The sequence below is a fragment of the Pseudomonas sp. H1_A03 genome (genome assembly GCF_054685145.1).
The window spans coordinates 5,348,300-5,370,047 of record NZ_CP162829.1; the positions used below are offsets into that span (position 1 = coordinate 5,348,300).

At 59.6% G+C, this 21,748-nt stretch carries 15 protein-coding genes, 4 tRNA genes and 1 pseudogene; 2 read left to right on the plus strand and 18 right to left on the minus strand.

The window, feature by feature from the left end:
- Nucleotides 1-129: 129 nt before the first annotated feature.
- From AB4O35_RS24695 to leuC, 6 genes are all read right to left on the minus strand, one after another.
- Nucleotides 130-1,140, minus strand: a complete 1,011-nt coding sequence (locus AB4O35_RS24695; protein WP_065880884.1) for an aspartate-semialdehyde dehydrogenase — start codon at nt 1,138-1,140, stop codon at nt 130-132.
- A 249-nt stretch (nt 1,141-1,389) separates the two neighbouring features.
- Complete coding sequence (gene asd, locus AB4O35_RS24700) at nt 1,390-2,502, minus strand: aspartate-semialdehyde dehydrogenase (RefSeq protein ID WP_032859466.1); 1,113 nt, start codon at nt 2,500-2,502, stop codon at nt 1,390-1,392.
- 64 nt (nt 2,503-2,566) lie between these two features.
- A complete protein-coding gene (gene leuB, locus AB4O35_RS24705; RefSeq protein ID WP_003192555.1) occupies nt 2,567-3,649 on the minus strand; it encodes a 3-isopropylmalate dehydrogenase in 1,083 nt (360 codons plus the stop codon).
- 53 nt (nt 3,650-3,702) lie between these two features.
- Nucleotides 3,703-4,467 carry a class I SAM-dependent methyltransferase gene (locus AB4O35_RS24710; RefSeq protein ID WP_065946359.1) on the minus strand — a complete coding sequence of 255 codons (765 nt, stop codon included), beginning with the start codon at nt 4,465-4,467 and terminating at the stop codon, nt 3,703-3,705.
- 151 nt (nt 4,468-4,618) lie between these two features.
- Entirely contained in the window at nt 4,619-5,263 is a 645-nt protein-coding gene (gene leuD, locus AB4O35_RS24715; RefSeq protein ID WP_065874114.1) for a 3-isopropylmalate dehydratase small subunit, read from the minus strand.
- A gap of 10 nt (nt 5,264-5,273) precedes the next feature.
- Nucleotides 5,274-6,692, minus strand: a complete 1,419-nt coding sequence (leuC, locus tag AB4O35_RS24720; RefSeq protein WP_049712328.1) for a 3-isopropylmalate dehydratase large subunit — start codon at nt 6,690-6,692, stop codon at nt 5,274-5,276.
- A 140-nt stretch (nt 6,693-6,832) separates the two neighbouring features.
- Here leuC and AB4O35_RS24725 point away from each other — a divergent pair, with 140 nt between their 5' ends.
- Together AB4O35_RS24725 and AB4O35_RS24730 are read left to right on the plus strand one after the other, a co-directional pair.
- The gene (locus AB4O35_RS24725) at nt 6,833-7,723 is read left to right on the plus strand and encodes a LysR family transcriptional regulator (protein ID WP_065874116.1); all 891 of its coding nucleotides are present in this window, start codon (nt 6,833-6,835) and stop codon (nt 7,721-7,723) included.
- Between the two features lie 67 nt (nt 7,724-7,790).
- Nucleotides 7,791-11,088, plus strand: a pseudogene (locus AB4O35_RS24730) (EAL domain-containing protein).
- 391 nt (nt 11,089-11,479) lie between these two features.
- Here AB4O35_RS24730 and AB4O35_RS24735 read toward each other — a convergent pair.
- From AB4O35_RS24735 to uvrB, 12 genes are all read right to left on the minus strand, one after another.
- Nucleotides 11,480-12,241 carry a hypothetical protein gene (locus tag AB4O35_RS24735; protein WP_371913943.1) on the minus strand — a complete coding sequence of 254 codons (762 nt, stop codon included), beginning with the start codon at nt 12,239-12,241 and terminating at the stop codon, nt 11,480-11,482.
- A gap of 269 nt (nt 12,242-12,510) precedes the next feature.
- Complete coding sequence (locus AB4O35_RS24740) at nt 12,511-13,734, minus strand: hypothetical protein (protein ID WP_065890605.1); 1,224 nt, start codon at nt 13,732-13,734, stop codon at nt 12,511-12,513.
- A gap of 560 nt (nt 13,735-14,294) precedes the next feature.
- Nucleotides 14,295-15,272, minus strand: coding sequence for a tRNA dihydrouridine synthase (locus AB4O35_RS24745; protein ID WP_065874123.1), 978 nt, complete (start codon nt 15,270-15,272; stop codon nt 14,295-14,297).
- Nucleotides 15,273-15,327: 55 nt separating this feature from the next.
- Nucleotides 15,328-15,762 (minus strand): acyl-CoA thioesterase, encoded by a 435-nt coding sequence (locus AB4O35_RS24750; RefSeq protein ID WP_015884984.1) that lies wholly within the window; start codon nt 15,760-15,762, stop codon nt 15,328-15,330.
- Nucleotides 15,763-15,801: 39 nt separating this feature from the next.
- Nucleotides 15,802-16,635 (minus strand): alpha/beta hydrolase, encoded by an 834-nt coding sequence (locus AB4O35_RS24755; RefSeq protein WP_065890825.1) that lies wholly within the window; start codon nt 16,633-16,635, stop codon nt 15,802-15,804.
- Between the two features lie 15 nt (nt 16,636-16,650).
- Nucleotides 16,651-17,190 (minus strand): TetR/AcrR family transcriptional regulator, encoded by a 540-nt coding sequence (locus AB4O35_RS24760; protein WP_065874125.1) that lies wholly within the window; start codon nt 17,188-17,190, stop codon nt 16,651-16,653.
- 182 nt (nt 17,191-17,372) lie between these two features.
- A tRNA-Glu gene (locus AB4O35_RS24765) sits at nt 17,373-17,448 on the minus strand.
- Between the two features lie 80 nt (nt 17,449-17,528).
- Nucleotides 17,529-17,604: transfer RNA gene (locus AB4O35_RS24770), tRNA-Ala, on the minus strand.
- Nucleotides 17,605-17,654: 50 nt separating this feature from the next.
- A tRNA-Glu gene (locus AB4O35_RS24775) sits at nt 17,655-17,730 on the minus strand.
- A gap of 56 nt (nt 17,731-17,786) precedes the next feature.
- Nucleotides 17,787-17,862 (minus strand) — tRNA-Ala (locus AB4O35_RS24780).
- A gap of 147 nt (nt 17,863-18,009) precedes the next feature.
- On the minus strand, nt 18,010-19,491 hold the full coding sequence (gene gltX, locus AB4O35_RS24785) for a glutamate--tRNA ligase (RefSeq protein ID WP_065874127.1): 1,482 nt from the start codon (nt 19,489-19,491) through the stop codon (nt 18,010-18,012).
- A gap of 206 nt (nt 19,492-19,697) precedes the next feature.
- Nucleotides 19,698-21,713: an excinuclease ABC subunit UvrB gene (gene uvrB, locus AB4O35_RS24790; protein ID WP_065880879.1), complete on the minus strand. Its 2,016-nt coding sequence runs from the start codon at nt 21,711-21,713 to the stop codon at nt 19,698-19,700.
- Nucleotides 21,714-21,748: the final 35 nt, after the last annotated feature.

The following is a 21,748-nucleotide window of genomic DNA, read 5'->3' on the forward strand; positions in this document are numbered from 1 at the left end:
TGCGAGAAGGTTGGTAACCGCTGCCATAAGGCATGGCGAGCCGATAGGTTACCGACGCGCTTCTGTTCTGCTTTGGGCCAAGCATAGCGCCTGGCTAGAATCAATCTACAAATTGCCGCCAAGTATCTTTTACACAAGGTCTTTTATCAACAACTGCGCCAGCTGTACGGCGTTCAGTGCGGCGCCTTTGCGTACGTTATCTGACGTCAGCCACAGATTTAGTTCCGCCGGGTCATCCACGCCCCTGCGGACCCGCCCTACATAAATAACATCCTGGCCTACTGCGTCGCCCACTGCGGTGGGATAGTCGCCCTCGTCCACAAGCTCTATACCTGGCGCTGCGTCGAGTGCGCGGGTCACGGCGGCGAGATCGACCGCTGCGCCCAGTTGCAGAGACACAGTCAGGCTATCGCCAAAAAACACCGGGGCTTGAACGCACGTTGCGGAAATCTTTAGCAAAGGTAATTCCAGCACTGCACGCAGTTCATGGACCAGGCGCTTTTCCAAGGCTGTATGACCCTGGGCGTCTGGCGTGCCGACTTGCGCCAACACATTGAAGGCCACCTGACGATCAAAGAACGTCGGTTCCAGCGGGCGCATGTTCAGCAGCTCGGCGGTTTGCCGTGCCAGCTCGCTGACCGCCTCACGCCCCTGGGCCGACATCGCCAGGTTGGCGGTGACGCTCACGCGCTGGATATCCAGCAGGCCACGCAAGGGCGCCAGGACCACCGCCAGGTTGGTCGCCGACGGGCTTGGGCTGCCGAGTTGGAACGGTTTTACCAGGCCATCAAGCACATGGGCGTTGGCTTCCGGCACCACTTGCGGCGCTTGCGCGGCCGGCAAGGCGCCAGACAAGTCGATCACCGAGCAACCCGCCGCGGTGGCACGCGGCGCGAAACTCAAGGTCACCGCCGGCCCCGCCGCAAAAAACGCCAGCTGCACTTTGCTGAAGTCGAACTCATCGACCTCCCTCACCCGCACGTTCTTGCCGCGAAACGGCACGGACGCGCCAGCCGAGTTGTTGCCCGCCAGCAAATGCAGGGTGCCCACCGGGAAGCTCAACTCTTCAAGGATCTGCACCAGGGTTTCGCCAACGGTGCCGGTGGCGCCGATTACGGCGATATCAAAGGTCTGGGTCATGGGGGCTGCCTCGGGCATTGCGGGGGAGCGGCACTTTACCGGGTGGTGGGGGGTGAGGCAATTAACCCAGCTTTTGTGGTGTGGCTGATGACCCCTTCGCGAGCAAGCCCGCTCCAACATTCGACCGAGTTTCGTCAGTTGAAATGCAATCAAATGTGGGAGCTGGCTTGCCTGCGATAGCGCCCGAAAGAACAATAAAAAACCCGCGCCTGTCACCAGAACGCGGGTTTCTCATCTTGCCTCAAGCGATCAACGCTCCAGCAAAATCCGCAACATACGACGCAACGGCTCAGCCGCGCCCCACAGCAGTTGGTCACCAACGGTGAACGCGCCCAGGTACTGGGTACCCATGTTCAGCTTACGCAGACGCCCCACCGGTACATTCAGGGTGCCGGTGACCTTGGTCGGGCTCAGCTCCTGCATGCTGATATCACGGTTGTTCGGCACCAGCTTGACCCATGGGTTGTGCTGGCTGATCAGCCCTTCGATATCGGCAATCGGCACGTCTTTGTTCAGTTTGATGGTCAGCGCCTGGCTGTGGCAGCGCATCGCGCCGATACGCACGCAGATGCCATCCACCGGGATCGGGCTCTTGAAGCGACCGAGGATCTTGTTGGTCTCGGCTTGGGCCTTCCACTCTTCGCGGCTCTGGCCGTTCGGCAGTTCTTTGTCGATCCATGGGATCAGGCTGCCAGCCAATGGCACGCCGAAGTTCTCGGTCGGGTACGCATCGCTGCGCATGGCTTCGGCCACACGACGGTCGATATCGAGGATCGCACTGGCCGGGTCCGCCAGTTGATCGGCGACGGCTGCGTGGGTGGCGCCCATTTGCTTGATCAGTTCACGCATGTTCTGCGCGCCGGCACCGGAGGCCGCCTGATAGGTCATGGCACTCATCCACTCGACCAGGCCGGCTTCAAACAAACCGCCCAGGCCCATCAGCATCAGGCTGACGGTGCAATTGCCGCCGATGTAGTTCTTGGTGCCGGCGTCCAGTTGCTGGTCGATGACCTTGCGGTTCACTGGGTCCAGGACGATTACCGCATCATCCTGCATCCGCAGGCTCGAGGCGGCGTCGATCCAGTAACCCTGCCAGCCGGCTTCGCGCAGCTTGGGGAAGACTTCGCTGGTGTAGTCGCCACCCTGACAGGTCAGAATCACGTCGAGGGTCTTCAGCTCTTCAATGTTGTAGGCGTCTTTGAGCGGGGCAATATCCTTGCCCACGGACGGCCCTTGGCCACCCACGTTCGAAGTGGTGAAAAACACCGGCTCAATAAGATCGAAATCCTGCTCTTCCAGCATCCGCTGCATGAGCACGGAACCGACCATACCGCGCCAACCGATCAGACCTACACGTTTCATCGCAACTACACCTTGTTAAAAAGTGGGCCGCCTTGCAGCAACAACTGCAAGCGGGCCCGAGAGATTACAGATTCCGCAGCGCGGCGACTACTGCGTCGCCCATTTCTTGCGTACCCACCTTGGTGCAACCCTGCGACCAGATGTCGCCAGTGCGTAAACCCTGGTCCAGCACCAGGCTCACGGCTTTCTCGATGGCGTCTGCGGCGTCGCCCAGGTTGAAGCTGTAACGCAGCATCATCGACACCGACAGAATCGTCGCCAGCGGGTTGGCAATGCCCTGGCCCGCGATGTCCGGCGCCGAGCCGTGGCAAGGCTCGTACATGCCCTTGTTGTTGGTGTCCAGGGACGCCGACGGCAGCATGCCGATGGAACCGGTGAGCATCGACGCCTGGTCGGACAGGATGTCGCCGAACAGGTTGTCGGTGACGATCACGTCGAACTGCTTCGGCGCGCGCACCAGTTGCATGGCGGCGTTGTCGACGTACATGTGGCTCAGTTCGACGTCCGGGTAGTCCTTGGCCACTTCTTCGACGATTTCGCGCCACAGCTGGCTGGAAGCCAATACGTTGGCTTTATCCACCGAGCAAACCTTTTTGCCACGCACGCGGGCCATGTCGAAGCCGACACGGGCGATACGGCGGATTTCGCTCTCGCTGTACGGCAGTGTGTCGTAGGCCTGGCGCTCACCATTCTCCAACTCACGCACGCCGCGTGGCGAGCCGAAATAGATACCGCCGGTCAGCTCACGCACGATCAGGATATCCAGGCCCGCCACCACTTCCGGTTTGAGGCTCGAGGCATCGGCCAGTTGCGGATAGAGGATCGCCGGGCGCAGGTTGCCGAACAGGCCCAGTTGCGCGCGGATTTTCAGCAGGCCGCGCTCAGGGCGGATGTCACGTTCGATCTTGTCCCATTTCGGGCCACCCACGGCACCGAGCAGTACGGCGTCAGCCGCGCGGGCGCGGTCCAGGGTTTCGTCGGCCAGCGGCACGCCGTGCTTGTCGATGGCCGCGCCGCCGATCACGTCGTGGCTCAGCTCAAAGCCCAGGCTGTACTTGCTGTTGGCGAGTTCCAGGACCTTGACCGCTTCGGCCATGATTTCCGGACCAATACCGTCGCCAGGGAGAATCAGAATCTGCTTGCTCATGCGTTCCTCATTTCATCAAGCGACCCGCCCGTGGGCAGGTCGGGAAAAATCAATCAGCGTTCGGCCCAGACCACCAGCACGTCGGTGCTGAAGGTGCCGTCGGCTTGAATTTCGTAATAGTCGCGCACTTCCTGGCCCATCGCCGTTTGCAGCTCAAGGATTGCGGCGCGCAATACCTCTGGCGTGCGCATGCGCTCGACCCACGAGGTGTATTCCAGGCCCAGGCGCTGACGGCTGCTGTTGCGTACGTGCAAACCGGCTTCGCTGAGCTGGCGCATCCATTCGGCGGCGGAGTAATCGCGCACGTGGCTGGTGTCGCGAAGTACTTCGACGGTTTGCAGGTAAGTGTCCAACAGCGGGCTGCCCGGTGACAAGACGTCCACGAAGGCCACCACGCCGCCTGGCTTGAGCACCCGGCGCACTTCACGCAGGGCCAGGCCAAGGTCGCTCCAGTGGTGGGCCGAATAGCGGCTGAACACGAAGTCGAACTCGCCGTCGGCGAACGGCAGGCGTTCAGCGGCGCCCTGTACGGTGCGGATGTTGTCCAGGCCGCGATCTACAGCTGCGCCGGCAACTACGTCGAGCATCTGCTGGGAAAGGTCGTAGGCCACGACTTCTTTGACCAGCGGCGCCACATTGAAACTCACATGACCGGCGCCGCAGCCCAAATCCAGCAGTCGCGCACTGCCCTGCCCGGCCAGTTCGGCCTGGAGCAGCGCGAATTCGGTGCCTTGGGCGTGCACGGCACTGCTCAGGTAGGCCGAGGCTTGCTCGCCGAATTGTTTTTGCACGACTTGGGTGTGGGCGGTGGTGGTCATGGTGGTTTTCCTTGGGTTTTGGGGTGTTGGTACGGGCGCTATCGCAGCGATGCGGCGACCCGACAAGCCAGCTCCCACACTTGACCGTGTTCACAGGTCAAAATGTGGGAGCGGGCTTGCCCGCGATGGGGCCCGCACGGCCTACCTCATATCAGGCATCACGAAACAACCAAGGCTGGCTAGCCCGGTGCTTGGCCTCAAACGCCGCAATCGCATCCCCGTCCTGCAAGGTCAGGCCAATGTCATCCAGGCCGTTGATCAGGCAGTGCTTACGGAACGCGTCGACTTCAAAGTGATACACCTTGCCGTCCGGACGGGTCACGGTTTGCGCGGCCAGGTCGACGGTCAGCTGGTAGCCCTCCTCGGCTTCCACTTGTTTGAACAGTTCGTCGACTTCGTCATCGGTGAGGATGATCGGCAACAAGCCGTTCTTGAAGCTGTTATTGAAGAAGATGTCGGCATAGCTCGGCGCGATGATGCTGCGAAAGCCATATTCTTCCAGCGCCCACGGCGCGTGCTCACGGCTGGAGCCGCAGCCGAAGTTTTCCCGGGCGAGCAACACGCTGGCGCCTTGGTAGCGTTCGGCGTTGAGCACGAAGTCCTTGTTCAACGGACGCTTGGAGTTGTCCTGGTAGGCATAGCCCACGTCCAGGTAGCGCCACTCGTCGAACAGGTTCGGGCCGAAACCGGTGCGCTTGATCGACTTCAAGAACTGCTTGGGGATGATCTGGTCGGTGTCCACGTTGGCACGGTCCAACGGCGCGACTAAACCTGTGTGTTGTGTAAAAGCACGCATCGGGTATTCCTCAGATCAATTCGCGAACGTCGATGAAACGACCGTTGACGGCAGCCGCAGCGGCCATGGCCGGGCTGACCAGGTGGGTGCGCCCACCGGCACCCTGGCGCCCTTCGAAGTTACGGTTGGAGGTGGACGCGCAATGCTCGCCCGACTCCAAACGGTCCGGGTTCATCGCCAGGCACATCGAACAGCCCGGCTCACGCCATTCAAAGCCGGCCTCGAGGAAGATCTTGTCCAGGCCTTCCGCCTCGGCTTGCGCCTTCACCAGGCCCGAACCTGGCACCACGATGGCTTGCTTGATGGTCGAAGCGACTTTGCGGCCTTTGGCGATCACCGCTGCGGCGCGCAAGTCTTCGATCCGAGAGTTGGTGCAGGAACCGATAAACACGCGATCCAGCTGAATATCGGTAATCGCCTGGTTGGCTTTCAGACCCATGTACTTCAAGGCGCGCTCGATGGAACCGCGCTTGACCAGGTCGGCTTCTTTGGCCGGGTCTGGCACGTTCTGATCGACGGCCAGAACCATTTCCGGCGAAGTGCCCCAGCTGACTTGCGGCTTGATCTGGGCAGCGTCGAGCTCAACCACAGTGTCGAACACTGCATCGGCGTCGGACACCAGGTCTTTCCAGGCTTCGACCGCAGCGTCCCAGTCAGCACCTGCTGGTGCGAACGGACGGCCTTTGACGTATTCGACGGTCTTCTCGTCCGCCGCCACCATGCCCACGCGGGCACCGGCTTCGATGGACATGTTGCAGATGGTCATGCGGCCTTCGATGGACAGGTCGCGAATCGCACTGCCAGCGAACTCGATGGCATGGCCGTTACCGCCGGCGGTGCCGATCTTGCCGATTACCGCCAGCACGATGTCTTTAGCGGTCACGCCGAACGGCAATTTGCCCTCAACGCGCACCAGCATGTTCTTCATCTTTTTGGCGACCAGGCACTGGGTGGCGAACACATGCTCCACCTCGGACGTGCCGATGCCGTGGGCCAGGGCGCCAAACGCGCCGTGAGTGGAGGTATGGGAGTCGCCGCACACCACGGTCATGCCCGGCAAAGTCGCGCCCTGCTCCGGGCCGATCACGTGGACGATGCCTTGACGCACGTCATTCATCTTGAATTCGGTGATGCCATATTCGTCGCAGTAATCGTCGAGGGTCTGCACCTGCAAACGCGACACGGTGTCGACGATGGCGTCGATGCCGCCCTTGCGCTCAGGGGTGGTCGGTACGTTGTGGTCCGGGGTAGCGATGATCGAGTCGACGCGCCAGGGCTTGCGCCCGGCCAGTCGCAGGCCTTCGAACGCTTGGGGCGAGGTCACTTCATGGATGATGTGACGGTCGATATAGATCAGCGACGAACCATCGTCGCGCCGTTTCACTTCATGGGAATCCCAAAGCTTGTCGTAAAGCGTTTTGCCGGCCATCAGTCGGTCCTCATCATCGGTGCTTCTATACGCCGGGCTTTTCAATAACCCTTTGGCTTGTGAGGCTGATGGTATGGCGCTACATTAAATAACTCAAATTCATATTTTTTATGCTTTGGATTACCAACTGGAATACCACCATGGACCTGGCCAACCTCAATGCTTTTATCGCCATCGCCGAGACTGGCAGCTTCTCCGGCGCCGGTGAACGCCTGCACCTGACCCAACCCGCCATCAGCAAACGCATTGCCGGCCTGGAGCAACAACTAAAGGTACGATTGTTCGACCGCCTGGGCCGAGAAGTCGGCCTGACGGAAGCTGGACGGGCCCTGCTGCCGCGCGCCTATCAGATCCTCAATGTGCTAGACGACACGCGCCGCGCACTCACTAACCTGACCGGCGAAGTCAGCGGCCGCCTGACCCTGGCCACCAGTCACCATATCGGCCTGCACCGCCTGCCGCCTGTGCTGCGCACCTTTACCCGGGAATACCCGAATGTGGCGCTGGATATTCAGTTCCTCGATTCGGAAGTGGCCTACGAAGAAATCCTCCACGGCCGCGCCGAAGTGGCGGTCATTACCCTGGCGCCCGATCCGCACAATCTCGTACGTGCTACCCCGGTGTGGGACGACCCGCTGGATTTCGTGGTGGCGCCGGAGCACAGCCTGATCAGCAATGGCCGCGTCAACCTGGCCGATATCGCCGGCCACCCCGCGGTTTTCCCGGGCGGCAACACCTTTACTCACCATATTGTCAGCCGGCTATTCGAGGCCCAGGGCCTCACGCCGAATATCGCAATGAGCACTAACTATTTGGAAACTATCAAGATGATGGTGTCGATCGGCCTGGCTTGGAGCGTTTTACCGCGCACCATGCTCGATGAGCAGGTGGCAAGTATCGCTTTGCCGGGCATACAGCTCAGTCGCCAGCTAGGCTATATCGTGCACACCGAAAGGACGCTGTCGAACGCTGCGCGGGCTTTCATGAGCCTATTGGATGCACAGGTCGATCTGCCAGGGATACCGGCATGACACTGTGCGGCCTCAAGGTCTGAAAGAAACCGCGCTTATACGCCCATCGAGCCAAGGCCCTTTGATAATGCGCAACCCCGTCGATTCCCTGCCACCCCTGCCCCGCATCTACGCCCTTGATCCTCAAGAGGCGGAGCAAAGCTGGGACAGTGCCCCACAACTGCTGGCAGCGCTCAATGCCGCCAGGCTGGGTGCATGGTGCTGGGAGATCGACAGCGGCAGGATAAGCTGGTCGCGGGGCACCCAGGCGCTGTTCGGCTTTGACCCGCGCCAACCGTTGGCCAAGGACCTGGACTATCTCGACCTGCTGGCGCCGCAGGATCGCGCCCGTGTAGTGCGGGCCTTTCACGCCGTACTGGCCGGCGAGCCATTCGAGCAGGCCATGCACCACCACATCCAGTGGCCGGACGGCACCCATCACTGGCTGGAGATCAACGGCAGCCTGGCGCCAGACAAAGCCGGTCGGCGCCGCATGATCGGGGTGATCCGCGAGACCACCCGCCAGCGCGAACGCGAGCACGCGCTCAGCCACTCCGAAAAACGCTTTGCCACCTTGTTCCACCTGTGCCCCAACATGGTATTGCTGACCCGCCAGTCCGACGGCTTGATCAGCGAGGCCAACCAGTATTTCGAAATGCTCTTTGGCTGGCCGCTGGCCGATGCCATCGGCCGCAGCACCCTGGAGCTCGGCCTGTGGCGCCACCCGGAGCAACGTGCGTTGCTGGTCAAGGCCACGCAGCGCAAGGGCCGGCCCATCACCATGGAGGTGCAATTTTGTGCCAGCAACGGCCAGGTCCACGATGGCACCCTCAGCGCGCAAAAGGTCGAGCTGGAGGGTGAGGCGTATTTACTCAGCACCTTTCTCGATACCACCGAGCGCAAAAACGCCGAGCAAGCCCTCAAGGACAGCCAGGAACGCCTCGACCTCGCGCTGGACTCGGCGCAACTGGGCACCTGGGACTGGCACATCCCCACCGGCATGCTCTATGGCTCGGCGCGCGCCGCCCAACTGCACGGCCTGCCGCCCGAACCGTTCCATGAGTCTTTCGACGCGTTTTTCGAAGGCATGCCCAATGAAGAACGCGAAAGCATGCGCAACGCCTACCGCACCCTGCGCGAGGGGCCGGCCGGCAACTATCAACTGACCTACCGCGTGCCCATGGAAGACGGCAGCTCGCGCTACCTTGAAAGCCGTGCCCGCCTGTACCGCGATGATAAAGGCGCGCCGCTGCGGATGGCCGGCACCTTGCTGGACATCACCGACCAAGTGGAACGCGAACAACGCCTGACCGCCTCCGAAGAAAAATTCGCCAGCCTGTTCCAGGCCAGCCCGGACCCCATCTGCGTGACCTGCCTGGACAGCGGCGTGTTTATGGAGATCAACCCTGCCTTTACCCAAACCTTTGGCTGGACCGCCGCCGAGGTGATCGACAAAAGTGCCGAGCAGATCGGCCTGTGGGACGAGTCGAGCAAACGCCTGCAGCGAATCGAGCGGGTAATCCGCGAGCAAACGCTGAGCAATGTGGCGATTGTGGCGCATCACAAAAACGGACAGAGCCTGACGTGCGTGATTTCCAGCCGTTTGATCAAGGTCGGCGACCAGCCATGCATCGTCACCACGCTGCGGGACATCACTCAGCAACAACGCTCGGAAGCTGCACTCAAAGCCAGCGAGGAGAAGTTCGCCAAGGCCTTCCACTCCAGCCCCGACGCGATTTCCATCACCGAGCGCGACACCGGCCGTTATGTGGAGGTCAACGACGGTTTCTGCCGCCTGACCGGCTATCGCGCCGAGGACGCCATAGGCCTGACCCTTTACCAGATCGGTATCTGGGCCGATGAAAACCAACGCGCGGCGCTATTGGCCGAATTGCAGATCAAAGGGCGCATCCACCACCTGGAAATGCTCTGGCACAACAAGCGCGGCGAGTTACTGGCGGTGGAAGTCTCGGTGGAGCCCATCACCCTGAATGAAACCCCGTGCCTGCTGCTGACGGCGCGGGACGTGAGCCTGCTGAAAAACGCCCAGGCACAGATCCGCCACCTGGCCTACCACGACCCGTTGACCAACCTGCCCAATCGCGCCCTACTGATGGACCGCCTGAGCCAGCAGATTGCCCTGCTCAAGCGCCACAATTTGCGCGGTGCGCTGCTGTTCCTGGACCTTGACCACTTCAAGCACATCAACGACTCCCTCGGCCATCCGGTCGGCGACTCGGTGCTGAAGATCGTCACCGCACGCCTGGAGGCCAGCGTGCGCATGGAAGACACCGTGGCGCGCCTGGGCGGCGATGAGTTCGTGGTGCTGCTCAGTGGGCTGGACGGTTCGCGCATGGAAGTCAGCAATCAGGTGCAAGAACTGGCCGACACCCTGCGCGAATTACTCTCGGAGCCGATGTTCCTCGATGGCCATCGTTTGCAGGTCACGCCGAGTATTGGCGTGGCGCTGATTCCCGACCATGGCACCACGCCGGCGGACTTGCTCAAGCGCGCCGACATCGCCCTGTATCGCGCCAAGGACTCAGGGCGCAACACCACGCAGATGTTCCTATAACAGCATGCAAAAAACCGCCAGCGAACGCCTGCGCATGGAGACCGACTTACGCCTGGCGCTGTCGCGCGGTGAGTTCAGCGTGCATTACCAGCCGCAAGTGGATGCACGCGGCAACAAGATCGTCGGCGCCGAGGCGTTGGTGCGCTGGCAGCACCCGCAGCTGGGCGCGCAGTCGCCGTCCGAATTCATCAAGGTACTGGAGGACAGCGGCCTGATCCTTGAAGTCGGCACCTGGATCCTTGATGAAGCCTGCGCGGCCTTTCAACAACTGATCGCGGAAGGCCTGGTAGACCCGTTGAACTTCAGCCTATGCGTGAACATCAGCCCTCGGCAGTTTCGCCAGAACGATTTTGTGGAGCGGGTGGAGCGCAGCCTCAAGCAGCACCAATTGCCGTTCAGCCTGCTGAAACTGGAAATCACCGAAGGCATCGTGATTCAGAACCTGGACGACACCATCAGCAAAATGCGCCGCTTAAAAAAACTCGGCGTGAGCTTTGCGATGGATGACTTCGGCACCGGTTACTCATCGCTCACTTACCTCAAGCGCCTGCCGGTGGATGCGCTGAAGATCGACCAATCCTTTGTGCGTGACGCCACTCACGACCCCAACGACGCCGAGATCATCCGCGCCATTGTGGCGATGGCTCGCAGCCTGAACCTGGTGGTGATCGCCGAGGGTGTGGAAACCCAGGATCAACTGACATTTCTGCAGGGCTTGGGTTGCCATCTGTACCAAGGCTATTGGCACAGCCGACCACTGCCGATGATCGGATTCAGGGAGCTGTTGACCGCCGACAAGGGTCGGGTTTAAACCAGTTTCAGTGAAACCCTGCAACACCGCGGCGGCCTGGGGGCGGACACTCGTCGTGACCATGGGCATTAAGCGAGGAGAAGGTTCAATGGCAGACGTACTCATATCATTAACGCTTAATGAAATAGGTGGATGCGTCCACAGCGAAAAACGCTAAAACTTTATAAAGCAGTGTCTGAAATAAAAAAGCACGTTGATCCTGCGGCAGATTAATCGGCCAGTTGAATCACACAACTAAGCCTTCACAAGTGCGTAGTCGTTCAACCTTTCAAAGCGTGCATACAGGTCAACGTGCTAAACCACGAACTACAGTTAAAGTGGCATCCATGCGAACATTCCGTGGTGAGCCCTTTGCGGCTACATGGGTCAAATCGGACAGTTATCGGCGTTATCAGACCAGCGCAATCGCCTGCCCACCGGTGGGCCGGCCACCTCTGCGCCCGTAATACTCTTCACTTCCATCCACCACCGCAACCGAGTGCCCGCGTCTGTTGACCATACCGATCAACGACCTGTCGGCCAAGTCACGCGCCGACACGCGTTGCATATGATCCTTTAACCCCAAACGCTTAAGGCCCTCCCCCGGCCCACTTTCATCCTCTCGATCGTTAAGACTTCTTATGGCTGCATCAAAGCTTCTGTTCGCGAATCCATCGTTATTCTCTATTTGCGCACGCTTGGCAGAGCACGCAAAAAGGAAGTGTGCATCCTTGAGCATTTCCCGATCATTCATGCGAACAAAGTCGGCACCGCGAATAGCGCTGTCCAACTCAGATTCTTTCAACGTCAACGCGAACCCATCGCGCATAACAACTTTATAAGCGTCTGCAACCTTCTCAACAGACTTATAGATGTCCGTTGGGCTTTGGCCAAACTTCGCCATCGCCGCCTTGATCGCCGAGACCGTTACGCAGTTACCTTTGCTTCCCTGCCTAAAGCCATTCCAGATGTTGTTGGGTTTTGCACCGTTACGCTTATTAGACAGTTCGGGAATGGGCTCTTTTGGCTTGTTGACGGGTGTCGTATCGGGAGCGGGCTGCACACGCGGCTGAGGTAGAGGTAAGTCGTTGCTTTTTGGCTCCGGCGGGCGCACGTCTCCCTGCAGAAGACTCTGCAATTGGCTGAAGAGCTGCTTGAACAGTTCGGTCAGCATGCCCATCAAGGCAATTGGGGTGGGGTTATTTGCGAAGCTACCGGGCTTGATCTCTGTGCGGGGGGCTGGTGGTGCGGTACGAACGTTATTCTGGAGCCCTGAATCACACGAGGCACGAACAGAATAGTCAGGTGCCCGGTAAGGATTGATAGTGGGTTGCGTAGCGTGGCTATGGCTTATTGATGACATGCTTCAAATCTCTTTGAGTGTTCCCTGACCTAACGGGTCAGGGAACGGACATTTATGTTCAACGCTTCAAGACAGCAGGCTCAGAAACGTGAACGCAGGCTTGGCCTGGCAGCGCGATGGTCGTCGAATCGGCTCCGGGAGTGCCTGCTGGAATCGTTCACCAAGTCATCCGGTGCGGGGGCTGTAAGGTCCGGAGCAGGCCGGGTCTCAGGCTTCGGATCAGCCGTGGTAGTGTTAGGTTCGACCGGCGTTGCAGGCGCTTTGGGTTCGGGTTTGTTAACGGTCGCCGGAGTGACTTGAGGCTGTAGCAACGGCGAGGTATCGAGCTTCGGAATGACCGTTGATGTCAGCGACGGTTGTTTATCGACCTTCGGGTTCACCACTGTTGGCGACTGGGGTTGGGCATCGACCTTTGGCGTGACCAATGCCGGTAGCGCGGGCTGCACATCGACCTTAGGGATGAGCACGGGCTGTGGCGCAATTTTTTCGCCTGTATGGGGGCAGTGACAGCCCTGGACCTGCACCGTCACATTGATTTCGGAAGACAACTTATTATTTTGCGCAGTATCAGTGACTGAAGTCATAGTCGGTTTTGCGGCGAGCTTGCCGTCAGGTGTCATGGTCATCTGGGTCTGCCCATCCGGCTTTACCTTCACGTCCGGGCCCGGCTTGACCGGTGTCTTGGCATCCGCAAGCGGCTCGATCCCAGGTTTAACGTTCGTATCCGCAACGACTTTAAGATCAGGACCAGGCTTCACCGGCGTCCTGGCATCCACTTGCGGTTCCATCTTGGGTTTAACGCTTTTATCTGCAATGACTTTAGGATCAGAGCTAGGCTTCACCGGCGTCCTGGCATCCGTTTGCGGTTCCATCTTGGGTTTAACGCTTGTATCTGCAATGACTTTAGGATCAGAGCCAGGCTTCACCGGCGTCCTGGCATCCGTTTGCGGCTCGATCTTGGGTTTACCATTTGTATCTGCAACGACCTTTGGATCAGGGCCAGGCTTCAGTTGGGATTGAGCATCCAGTTCACCGGGCATCTTGGGCAGTACGCCCATACCCGCAAGCATGCTTCGCATCGCCTTGACCGCAAACTCAAACATGGCGAACAACTTTTCCAGCGATTCTTTATTAACGGTCAGATTATTTTCTTTTGGCGCCGGGCTGCTGTCTTTCAGAAACTTACTTACATTGTCCGCCGCCGGAGATAGTTCGAGCGGTTTATTCACCTGTACGGACGGCTGACTAAGGTGTGCATATTCTGCGTTCATTGGCACAAACGGTTTGGTCGATACATTAGACATATTTCTATTCCTTAGACCACGCTCAACCCTGCGCTGACAGGAGAGCGAGTTATTGATGTGGAGTGTGAATCAACGGTGAGTTCGACAAACTCGAAAGATTCGTGGGGCGAAACGGCAACGAGTTCCGAAAAATCGAGGCTTATATAAGGAAACCAAATAACCAGTCGAGCATTTAGCCTATGGACATCCAGTATAAAACCGCGAAGGTGTACGGCCTGCGCGCCTCAAGATATGACACTAAAGGCAACACCCTGACAGAAAGTAACTTCAGGAAAACAACAAACCTTTTTGATGCGCGCAACTTATGCTAACTAACGCGCACGCAAGTACTTCAACACCCTTCCATCAAGGCCAACCTGTTAAAACCTCGTAGCAGTCGAACCCTACACTCATGCTTATTTGCATATATCTCGCGACAACATGGCAACCCTCCAAGCGCCATCCAGGCTGAACACTGCCCTGAACAGGGCGCATTGTCGCTACACCGTTATTTTTCAGACAAAAAAAGGCGCCTTTCGGCGCCCCTTACAGCAAAAGATGAAACACTTATATATGTAAACCTAATCTTGCAACGCCATCGACCGCTCACGCTGGCTGGGCATACCCAGCAAACGTCCGACCTGCTCCAGATCAGTTTCCCTACGCATCAACGTAAACAACTCCACCGCTTCAGGGTAATTGCGGGTGAGCATCGCTAGCCATTGCTTCAAACGCCCCGGCGCTTGGCGCTCGGTCAGTTGCGCCACTGACTGGGTCCAGAAGTCTTGGAGCATGGGCTGCATGTCTGCCCAAGTCATCTCAACCACGTCCTCGCCCGCCCGCGCCGCAGCGATCTGCCGTGCCAGGTCAGGACGCGCGACCAGGCCGCGGCCCAGCATGATGTCTTCGGCGCCGCTGATTTCGCGGCAACGCTTCCAGTCGTCGACACTCCAGATATCGCCATTGGCGAACACCGGCACCTTGACCACGTCCTGCACCCGCGGGATCCACTCCCAGTGGGCGGGCGGTTTGTAGCCATCGGTCTTGGTGCGTGCATGCACCACGATATGCGCAGCGCCGCCTTCCGCCAGGGCCGTGGCGCAAACCAGGGCGCCGTCCGGGCTGTCGAAGCCCAGGCGCATCTTGGCGGTTACCGGGATATGGGCAGGCACAGCGCGACGGACGTGTTCGACAATCTGGTTGAGCAGCTCCGGTTCCTTGAGCAGCACCGCACCACCGCGCGACTTGTTGACGGTCTTGGCTGGGCAGCCGAAATTCAGGTCTATGACCTGCGAACCCAATTCGCAGGCCAAGGCCGCATTTTCGGCCAGGCACACCGGGTCGGAGCCGAGCAATTGCACGCGCAGCGGTACGCCCGCGGCGGTGTGGGCACCGTGCAGCAGTTCCGGGGCGAGCTTGTGGAAATACGCAGGGGTGAGCAGGCGGTCATTGACGCGGATGAACTCGGTCACGCACCAGTCAATACCGCCGACTCGGGTCAGCACGTCCCGCAGGATGTTGTCGACCAACCCCTCCATGGGCGCCAAAGCAATTTGCATGGAAAACACTCAACAAAAATCGTGGCGCAGTTTACTGGGTTTCCCACAGCAACCGTTAACCCCCTGTCAGGGCGGGGCCATAACCGTCGAGAAACTCCGCGGGCATGCGCTTGGGCTTGCCGCTGGACAGCTCGATGCAGACAAAGGTGGTGTGTGCGCGCAACAAAGTGACGCCGTCACGCGGGCGTACCAGTTGGAAGCGCCGGGTCATCTTCAGGCGTTGGTCCCAGTCGACGATCCAGGTGGCCAGTTGCAGCTCATCGCCTTCGTAGCCTGCGGCCAGGTAATCGATCTCGTGCCGCACCACGGCCATGGCGCGGTCAAGTCGACGATATTCGGTCAGGTCCAGCCCCAGGCGCTGGGAATGGCGCCAGGCGCAGCGCTCCAGCCAAGACACATACACCGCGTTATTGGCGTGCCCCAGGCCGTCGATGTCTTCAGGGGCGACCTGCAGATCGATGATAAACGGCGTTGCCAAATCCCAGCCCATGCCTTGCTCCAGTCGATTAATGTCGGCGGGAGGAGTGTATCAGGCGCTTTGCCGCTCCTGTAGACAGCAGCCGGCCAGCAATGCCAGCACACCGTCGATCACCCGTGGATCGGCCAGCACTTTCTGGTGACCGCCCTGCTCCAGGCGCAGCAGGCGGCTGTCGAACCAGGCTTCGTGAATGGCTTGCGACGCCTTGACCGGGACGAACGTATCGTCTTCGGCATGCACGATCAGGCCGGGGATATTCATCTGGTAGTGGGCCACATCCAAGTGTTTGAGCGGCATGCCGAACGTCAACTCGACCTCCTGGATAAACGCCGACCGCGCCCGCGCTGGCAAACCGACCATCTTGGTAAAGCCGCGTAGCGCATCCAGAAAGCGTGACGGCGCGGCAATACTCACCAACGCCTCGGTACGCAAGCCCAACTGCACTGCCAGCATCGCACTGGCACCGCCCATTGAATGGCCGATCACGGCATGCAGCGGCGGCAACTCTGCCGCCGCCTCAAGCATGGCGCGAGCAAAGAGCAGCACATGGGCTTCGCGCCCCGGCGAACGGCCATGGGCGGGACCGTCCAGGGCAATCACCGAATAACCATTGTCGACCAACGCAGTGATCAGGCTCGCGAACTGAGTGGGCCGCCCTTCCCAACCGTGCATCAACAACACCGCAGGCCCCTGGCCCCAACGCAAGGCAGACAAACCGAAACGCAAGGTAATGCGCTCCGATTGCGCCAGCAGCGGCAGCTCCCAATCGCGCGGCGGTAGATGGCGCGGCGTCATGAAGGCGCGACGCATCTTATTGGCCACCATTTGCGGAGCGAGGTGTCCCAGCGTACCGTTGAAGCGACGAGTCCAGGTTAGCGTGCCCATCATGAGAGCCCTCTTCTAGCGCACCGCCGACTTGGCGGCGCGCAGCACACGGTCAGACAATTCACCAGGACCCAGCGCGCGGGCCAGGGCCAGGCCACCGATCATCAGCGCCATGTCAGCCAGGGCTTTGTCAGTGTCTTCAGGGCTGGCGGCGAGCTGCGCAGCCATCAACTCGCAGTGCTCATTAAGTGCCTGGCGGAACTCATCCGGCAGACGGCTCATTTCGCCCACCGTGGCCGGGATCGGGCATGCCTGGGCGGTTGAGTCACGGTGCTTGCGCGACAAGTAGAACGCCGCCACCAGGCTTCTGCGCTCTTCCCCGGTCAGCTGTGGATCGATGTCGTCGATCGAGGCGCGACGCTTGGCCAGCAACTGTGTAAAGGCCTCCAGCATCAGCGCGTCCTTGCTTTCGAAGTGCGCGTAGAAACCACCGACGGTCAGCCCCGCGGCCCCCATGACCTCACCCACACTTGGTTCTGCCGGGCCACGCTGGATCAACGCGGCGCTGGCAGCCTGCAGAATGCGTTCGCGGGTTTGCGCTTTTTTATCGCTCATCATTGCCTCCGATGTTCATGGGTTGAATATTATTACCATAATAATATTTGGCAAGCGACAGGCGTGACCATTGGTCAGAAGATATAAAGGGAATTGAGAGAGGAATTGGCCAAACGCCAGACAAACAAAAGGGCCATTCAATAATTGAATGACCCTTAAAAATCCCGCAGAGCGGGTAATCGTGGCGTCCCCTAGGGGACTCGAACCCCTGTTACCGCCGTGAAAGGGCGGTGTCCTAGGCCACTAGACGAAGGGGACACAAACCTTCTATACACTGATCAGCGCTGAGAACTGATCGATTCAAGGGCCGAGTGACCGCAACCTTGAACCTGTAAAATTGGTGGAGCTAAACGGGATCGAACCGTTGACCTCTTGCATGCCATGCAAGCGCTCTCCCAGCTGAGCTATAGCCCCGGATTTTTCGTCTCTCGACGTAGCAGACCTTTCGAACTGCTTGTTGAAACTGGCGTCCCCTAGGGGACTCGAACCCCTGTTACCGCCGTGAAAGGGCGGTGTCCTAGGCCACTAGACGAAGGGGACAAAACCTTCTGTACATCAACTCAAGGACGGTGTGGCCAGACCTTGAACCTGTAAATTGGTGGAGCTAAACGGGATCGAACCGTTGACCTCTTGCATGCCATGCAAGCGCTCTCCCAGCTGAGCTATAGCCCCTCATCGGTGAGGACGGGGCGAATCTTAATGGCGGTTTAGAAGTGTGTCAAATTTATTTTCAACAATTTCCAAAGTTTTTTGCCGGGATAACAATCACTTACCGGTGAAACCCCGGAAAACCGGGGTTTCACCGTTACAGCAGCCTGCTTAGGCGATAGCAGCCAGCAGTTTTTCCCACTCTTTGTTTTCTTTCTTCGACACACCACCAAGCAAATCAAGGGCTTGGCGTAGACGGAAACGCGTCAGGTCCGGGCCGAGAATTTCCATCGCATCGAGTACCGACACCGAACTGGCCTGCCCGGTGATCGCGGCAAACATCAAAGGCATGGCGTCGCGCAGCTTCAATTCCAGGGACTCCACCACCGCCTGGATGGTCGCGGTGATCGCATCCTTCTCCCATTGGCGCAGGCTTTCGAGCTTCCACAGGATTAATTGCATCAACTGGCGAACCTGATCACCGGAGAGTTTCTTGGACTCAAACAGCTTGGCATCCGGGTTCACGCCACCCGCGAAAAAGAAGCTGGCCAACGGTGCGACCTGGCTGAATGTTTCCACCCTGCCCTGCACCAGCGGCGCGATCTTCATCATGTACTCAGGGTTCAACGCCCACTGCTGCACGCGGCTGGCGAACTCTTCCACCGGCAAGTCACGCAGCCATTGGCCATTAAGCCACGACAGCTTCTCGATATCGAAGATCGGCCCGCCCAGAGACACGCGGGAAAGGTCGAAGTTGTCGACCATTTCCTGCAGCGAGAACTTCTCGCGCTCGTCCGGCATCGACCAGCCCATGCGACCCAAGTAGTTGAGCATGGCTTCCGGCATGAAGCCCATGCGCTCGTAGAAGGTCACCGAGGTCGGGTTCTTGCGCTTGGACAGCTTGCTCTTGTCCGGGTTACGCAGCAGCGGCATGTAGCACAGCTGCGGCTGTTCCCAGCCGAAGTACTCGTAGAGCAGGATCAGTTTCGGCGCCGACGGCAGCCATTCTTCACCGCGCAGCACGTGAGTGATGCCCATCAGGTGGTCGTCGACCACGTTTGCGAGGAAGTACGTCGGCAAGCCGTCGGTCTTCATCAGCACTTGCATGTCCATGCGGTCCCACGGGATTTCGACGTCACCGCGCAGCATGTCCGGCACCACGCACACGCCTTCGCTCGGCACTTTCATGCGGATAACGTGCGGTTCGCCAGCGGCCAGGCGGCGGGCGACTTCTTCTTTCGACAGCAGCAGCGCACGGCCGTCGTAGCGCGGGGTTTCGCCGCGGGCCTGTTGCTCGGCGCGCATCTGGTCCAGTTCTTCGGCGGTGCAGAAGCACGGGAACGCATGACCCATGTCGACCAATTGCTGGGTGTACTGCTTGTAGATGTCGCTGCGCTCGCTCTGGCGATACGGGCCATGGGGGCCACCAACGTCCGGGCCTTCCGCCCAGGTAATGCCCAACCAGCGCAGGGCATCGAAAATCTGCTGTTCCGACTCACGGGTAGAGCGCAGTTGATCGGTGTCTTCGATCCGCAGGATGAATTCACCGCCGTGCTGCTTGGCAAAGCAGTAGTTGAACAAGGCGATGTAAGCAGTGCCGACGTGGGGATCCCCAGTAGGCGATGGCGCAATGCGCGTGCGGACGGTGGTCATGGCAGGTCTCGAATGGGCGATAAAGCTGAAAATTGAAACAAGGGGGGAATGGTAACAGCCTGGGGTGGTTGGGCTCCAGCCTGGGTGAATCAGGGAGACCGAGGCGCGGCCATCGCAGGCAAGCCAGCTCCCACATTTGACTGTATTCACAAATCAAAATATGGGAGCTGGCTTGCCTGCGATGAGGCCAGTCCTGTCAGCGCAGATCAAACAGCCAAAAGACGCTCACGCAACTTACCAATCTCATCCCGCATCTGCGCCGCCGCCTCAAACTCCAGGTCCCGCGCCAACTGGTACATCTTCTCTTCCAATTGCCGAATGCGCTTGGTGATCTCACTCGGCGAGCGCAGTTCGTTCTCGTACTTGGCGCTTTCCTCGGCAGCCTTGGCCATGCCCTTGCGCTTCTTGCTGCGCGAGCCCGGTACCACGGCGCCTTCCATGATGTCGGCAACGTCCTTGAACACGCCCTTGGGCGTGATGCCATGCTCCAAGTTAAAAGCAATCTGTTTGTCGCGGCGGCGCTCGGTCTCGCCAATCGCCCGCTCCATGGAACCGGTAATGCGGTCCGCGTAGAGAATCGCCCGCCCATTGAGGTTACGTGCCGCGCGGCCGATGGTCTGGATCAGCGAGCGTTCGGAACGCAGGAAGCCCTCCTTGTCCGCATCGAGGATCGCCACCAGCGACACTTCCGGCATGTCCAGACCTTCACGCAGCAGGTTGATCCCCACCAGCACATCAAAGGTGCCCAGGCGCAGGTCGCGGATGATCTCCACGCGCTCCACCGTATCGATGTCCGAGTGCAGGTAACGCACGCGCACGCCGTGGTCAGCCAGGTAGTCGGTCAAGTCTTCAGACATGCGCTTGGTCAGCGTAGTGACCAGCACCCGCTCTTCCAGGGCCACGCGTTTGCCGATCTCCGAGAGCAAGTCATCGACCTGGGTCAGCGCCGGGCGGATTTCGATTTGCGGGTCGACGAGCCCCGTCGGGCGCACCAACTGCTCAACCACACGGCCCGCATGCTCGGCCTCGTAATTACCCGGCGTGGCCGAGACAAAAATCGTCTGCGGGCTGATGCTCTCAAACTCGTCAAAACGCATTGGCCGGTTATCCAGCGCCGACGGCAGACGGAAACCGTATTCCACCAAGGTTTCTTTACGCGAGCGGTCACCTTTGTACATCGCGCCGACCTGCGGCACGCTGACGTGCGACTCGTCGATCACCAACAGCGCGTCGTCCGGCAAGTAATCAAATAGTGTGGGCGGCGCCTGCCCGGAATCACGACCCGAGAGATAGCGCGAGTAGTTTTCGATACCATTGCAGTAGCCCAGCTCCAGGATCATCTCCAGGTCGAAGCGGGTGCGCTGCTCAAGACGCTGGGCTTCCACCAGCTTGTTATTGGAACGCAGGTACTCCAGGCGCTCGGCCAACTCGGTCTTGATGCCCTCGATGGCGCCCATCAGGGTTTCGCGCGGGGTCACGTAGTGGCTTTTCGGATAGAACGTGAAGCGCGGCAGCTTGCGGATTACCTCGCCGGTCAACGGATCGAAGGCCGACAGGCTCTCGACTTCATCGTCAAACAGTTCGATGCGGATCGCTTCCAGGTCGGATTCCGCCGGGTAAATATCGATCACATCGCCGCGCACGCGGAAGGTGGCACGGGCAAAGTCCATGTCGTTGCGCGTGTATTGCAGGCTCGTCAGGCGACGCAGCAACTCGCGCTGGTCGAGTTTGTCGCCGCGATCAACGTGCAACACCATCTTCAAATAGGTTTCCGGGCTGCCCAGGCCGTAGATGCACGACACCGTGGTGACGATGATCGCGTCTTTGCGCTCCAGCAGCGCCTTGGTCGCCGACAGCCGCATCTGCTCAATGTGGTCGTTGATCGACGCGTCCTTCTCGATAAAGGTATCGGAGGACGGCACATAGGCTTCGGGCTGGTAGTAGTCGTAGTAGGAAACGAAGTATTCCACCGCGTTATTCGGGAAGAACGCCTTGAACTCGCCATACAACTGCGCGGCCAGGGTCTTGTTGGGCGCCAGTACCAGGGTGGGCCGGTTGATCTGCGCGATCACGTTGGCGATGCTGAAGGTCTTGCCCGAACCTGTCACCCCGAGCAGCGTCTGGTGGGCCAGGCCGGCTTCGATGCCCTCGACCATCTGGCGGATGGCTTCCGGCTGATCGCCAGCGGGTTCAAAGCGGGTGACGAGTTGGAAATCCGACATAACATACCTCGTGTAGTCACCCCAGACTGTAAACC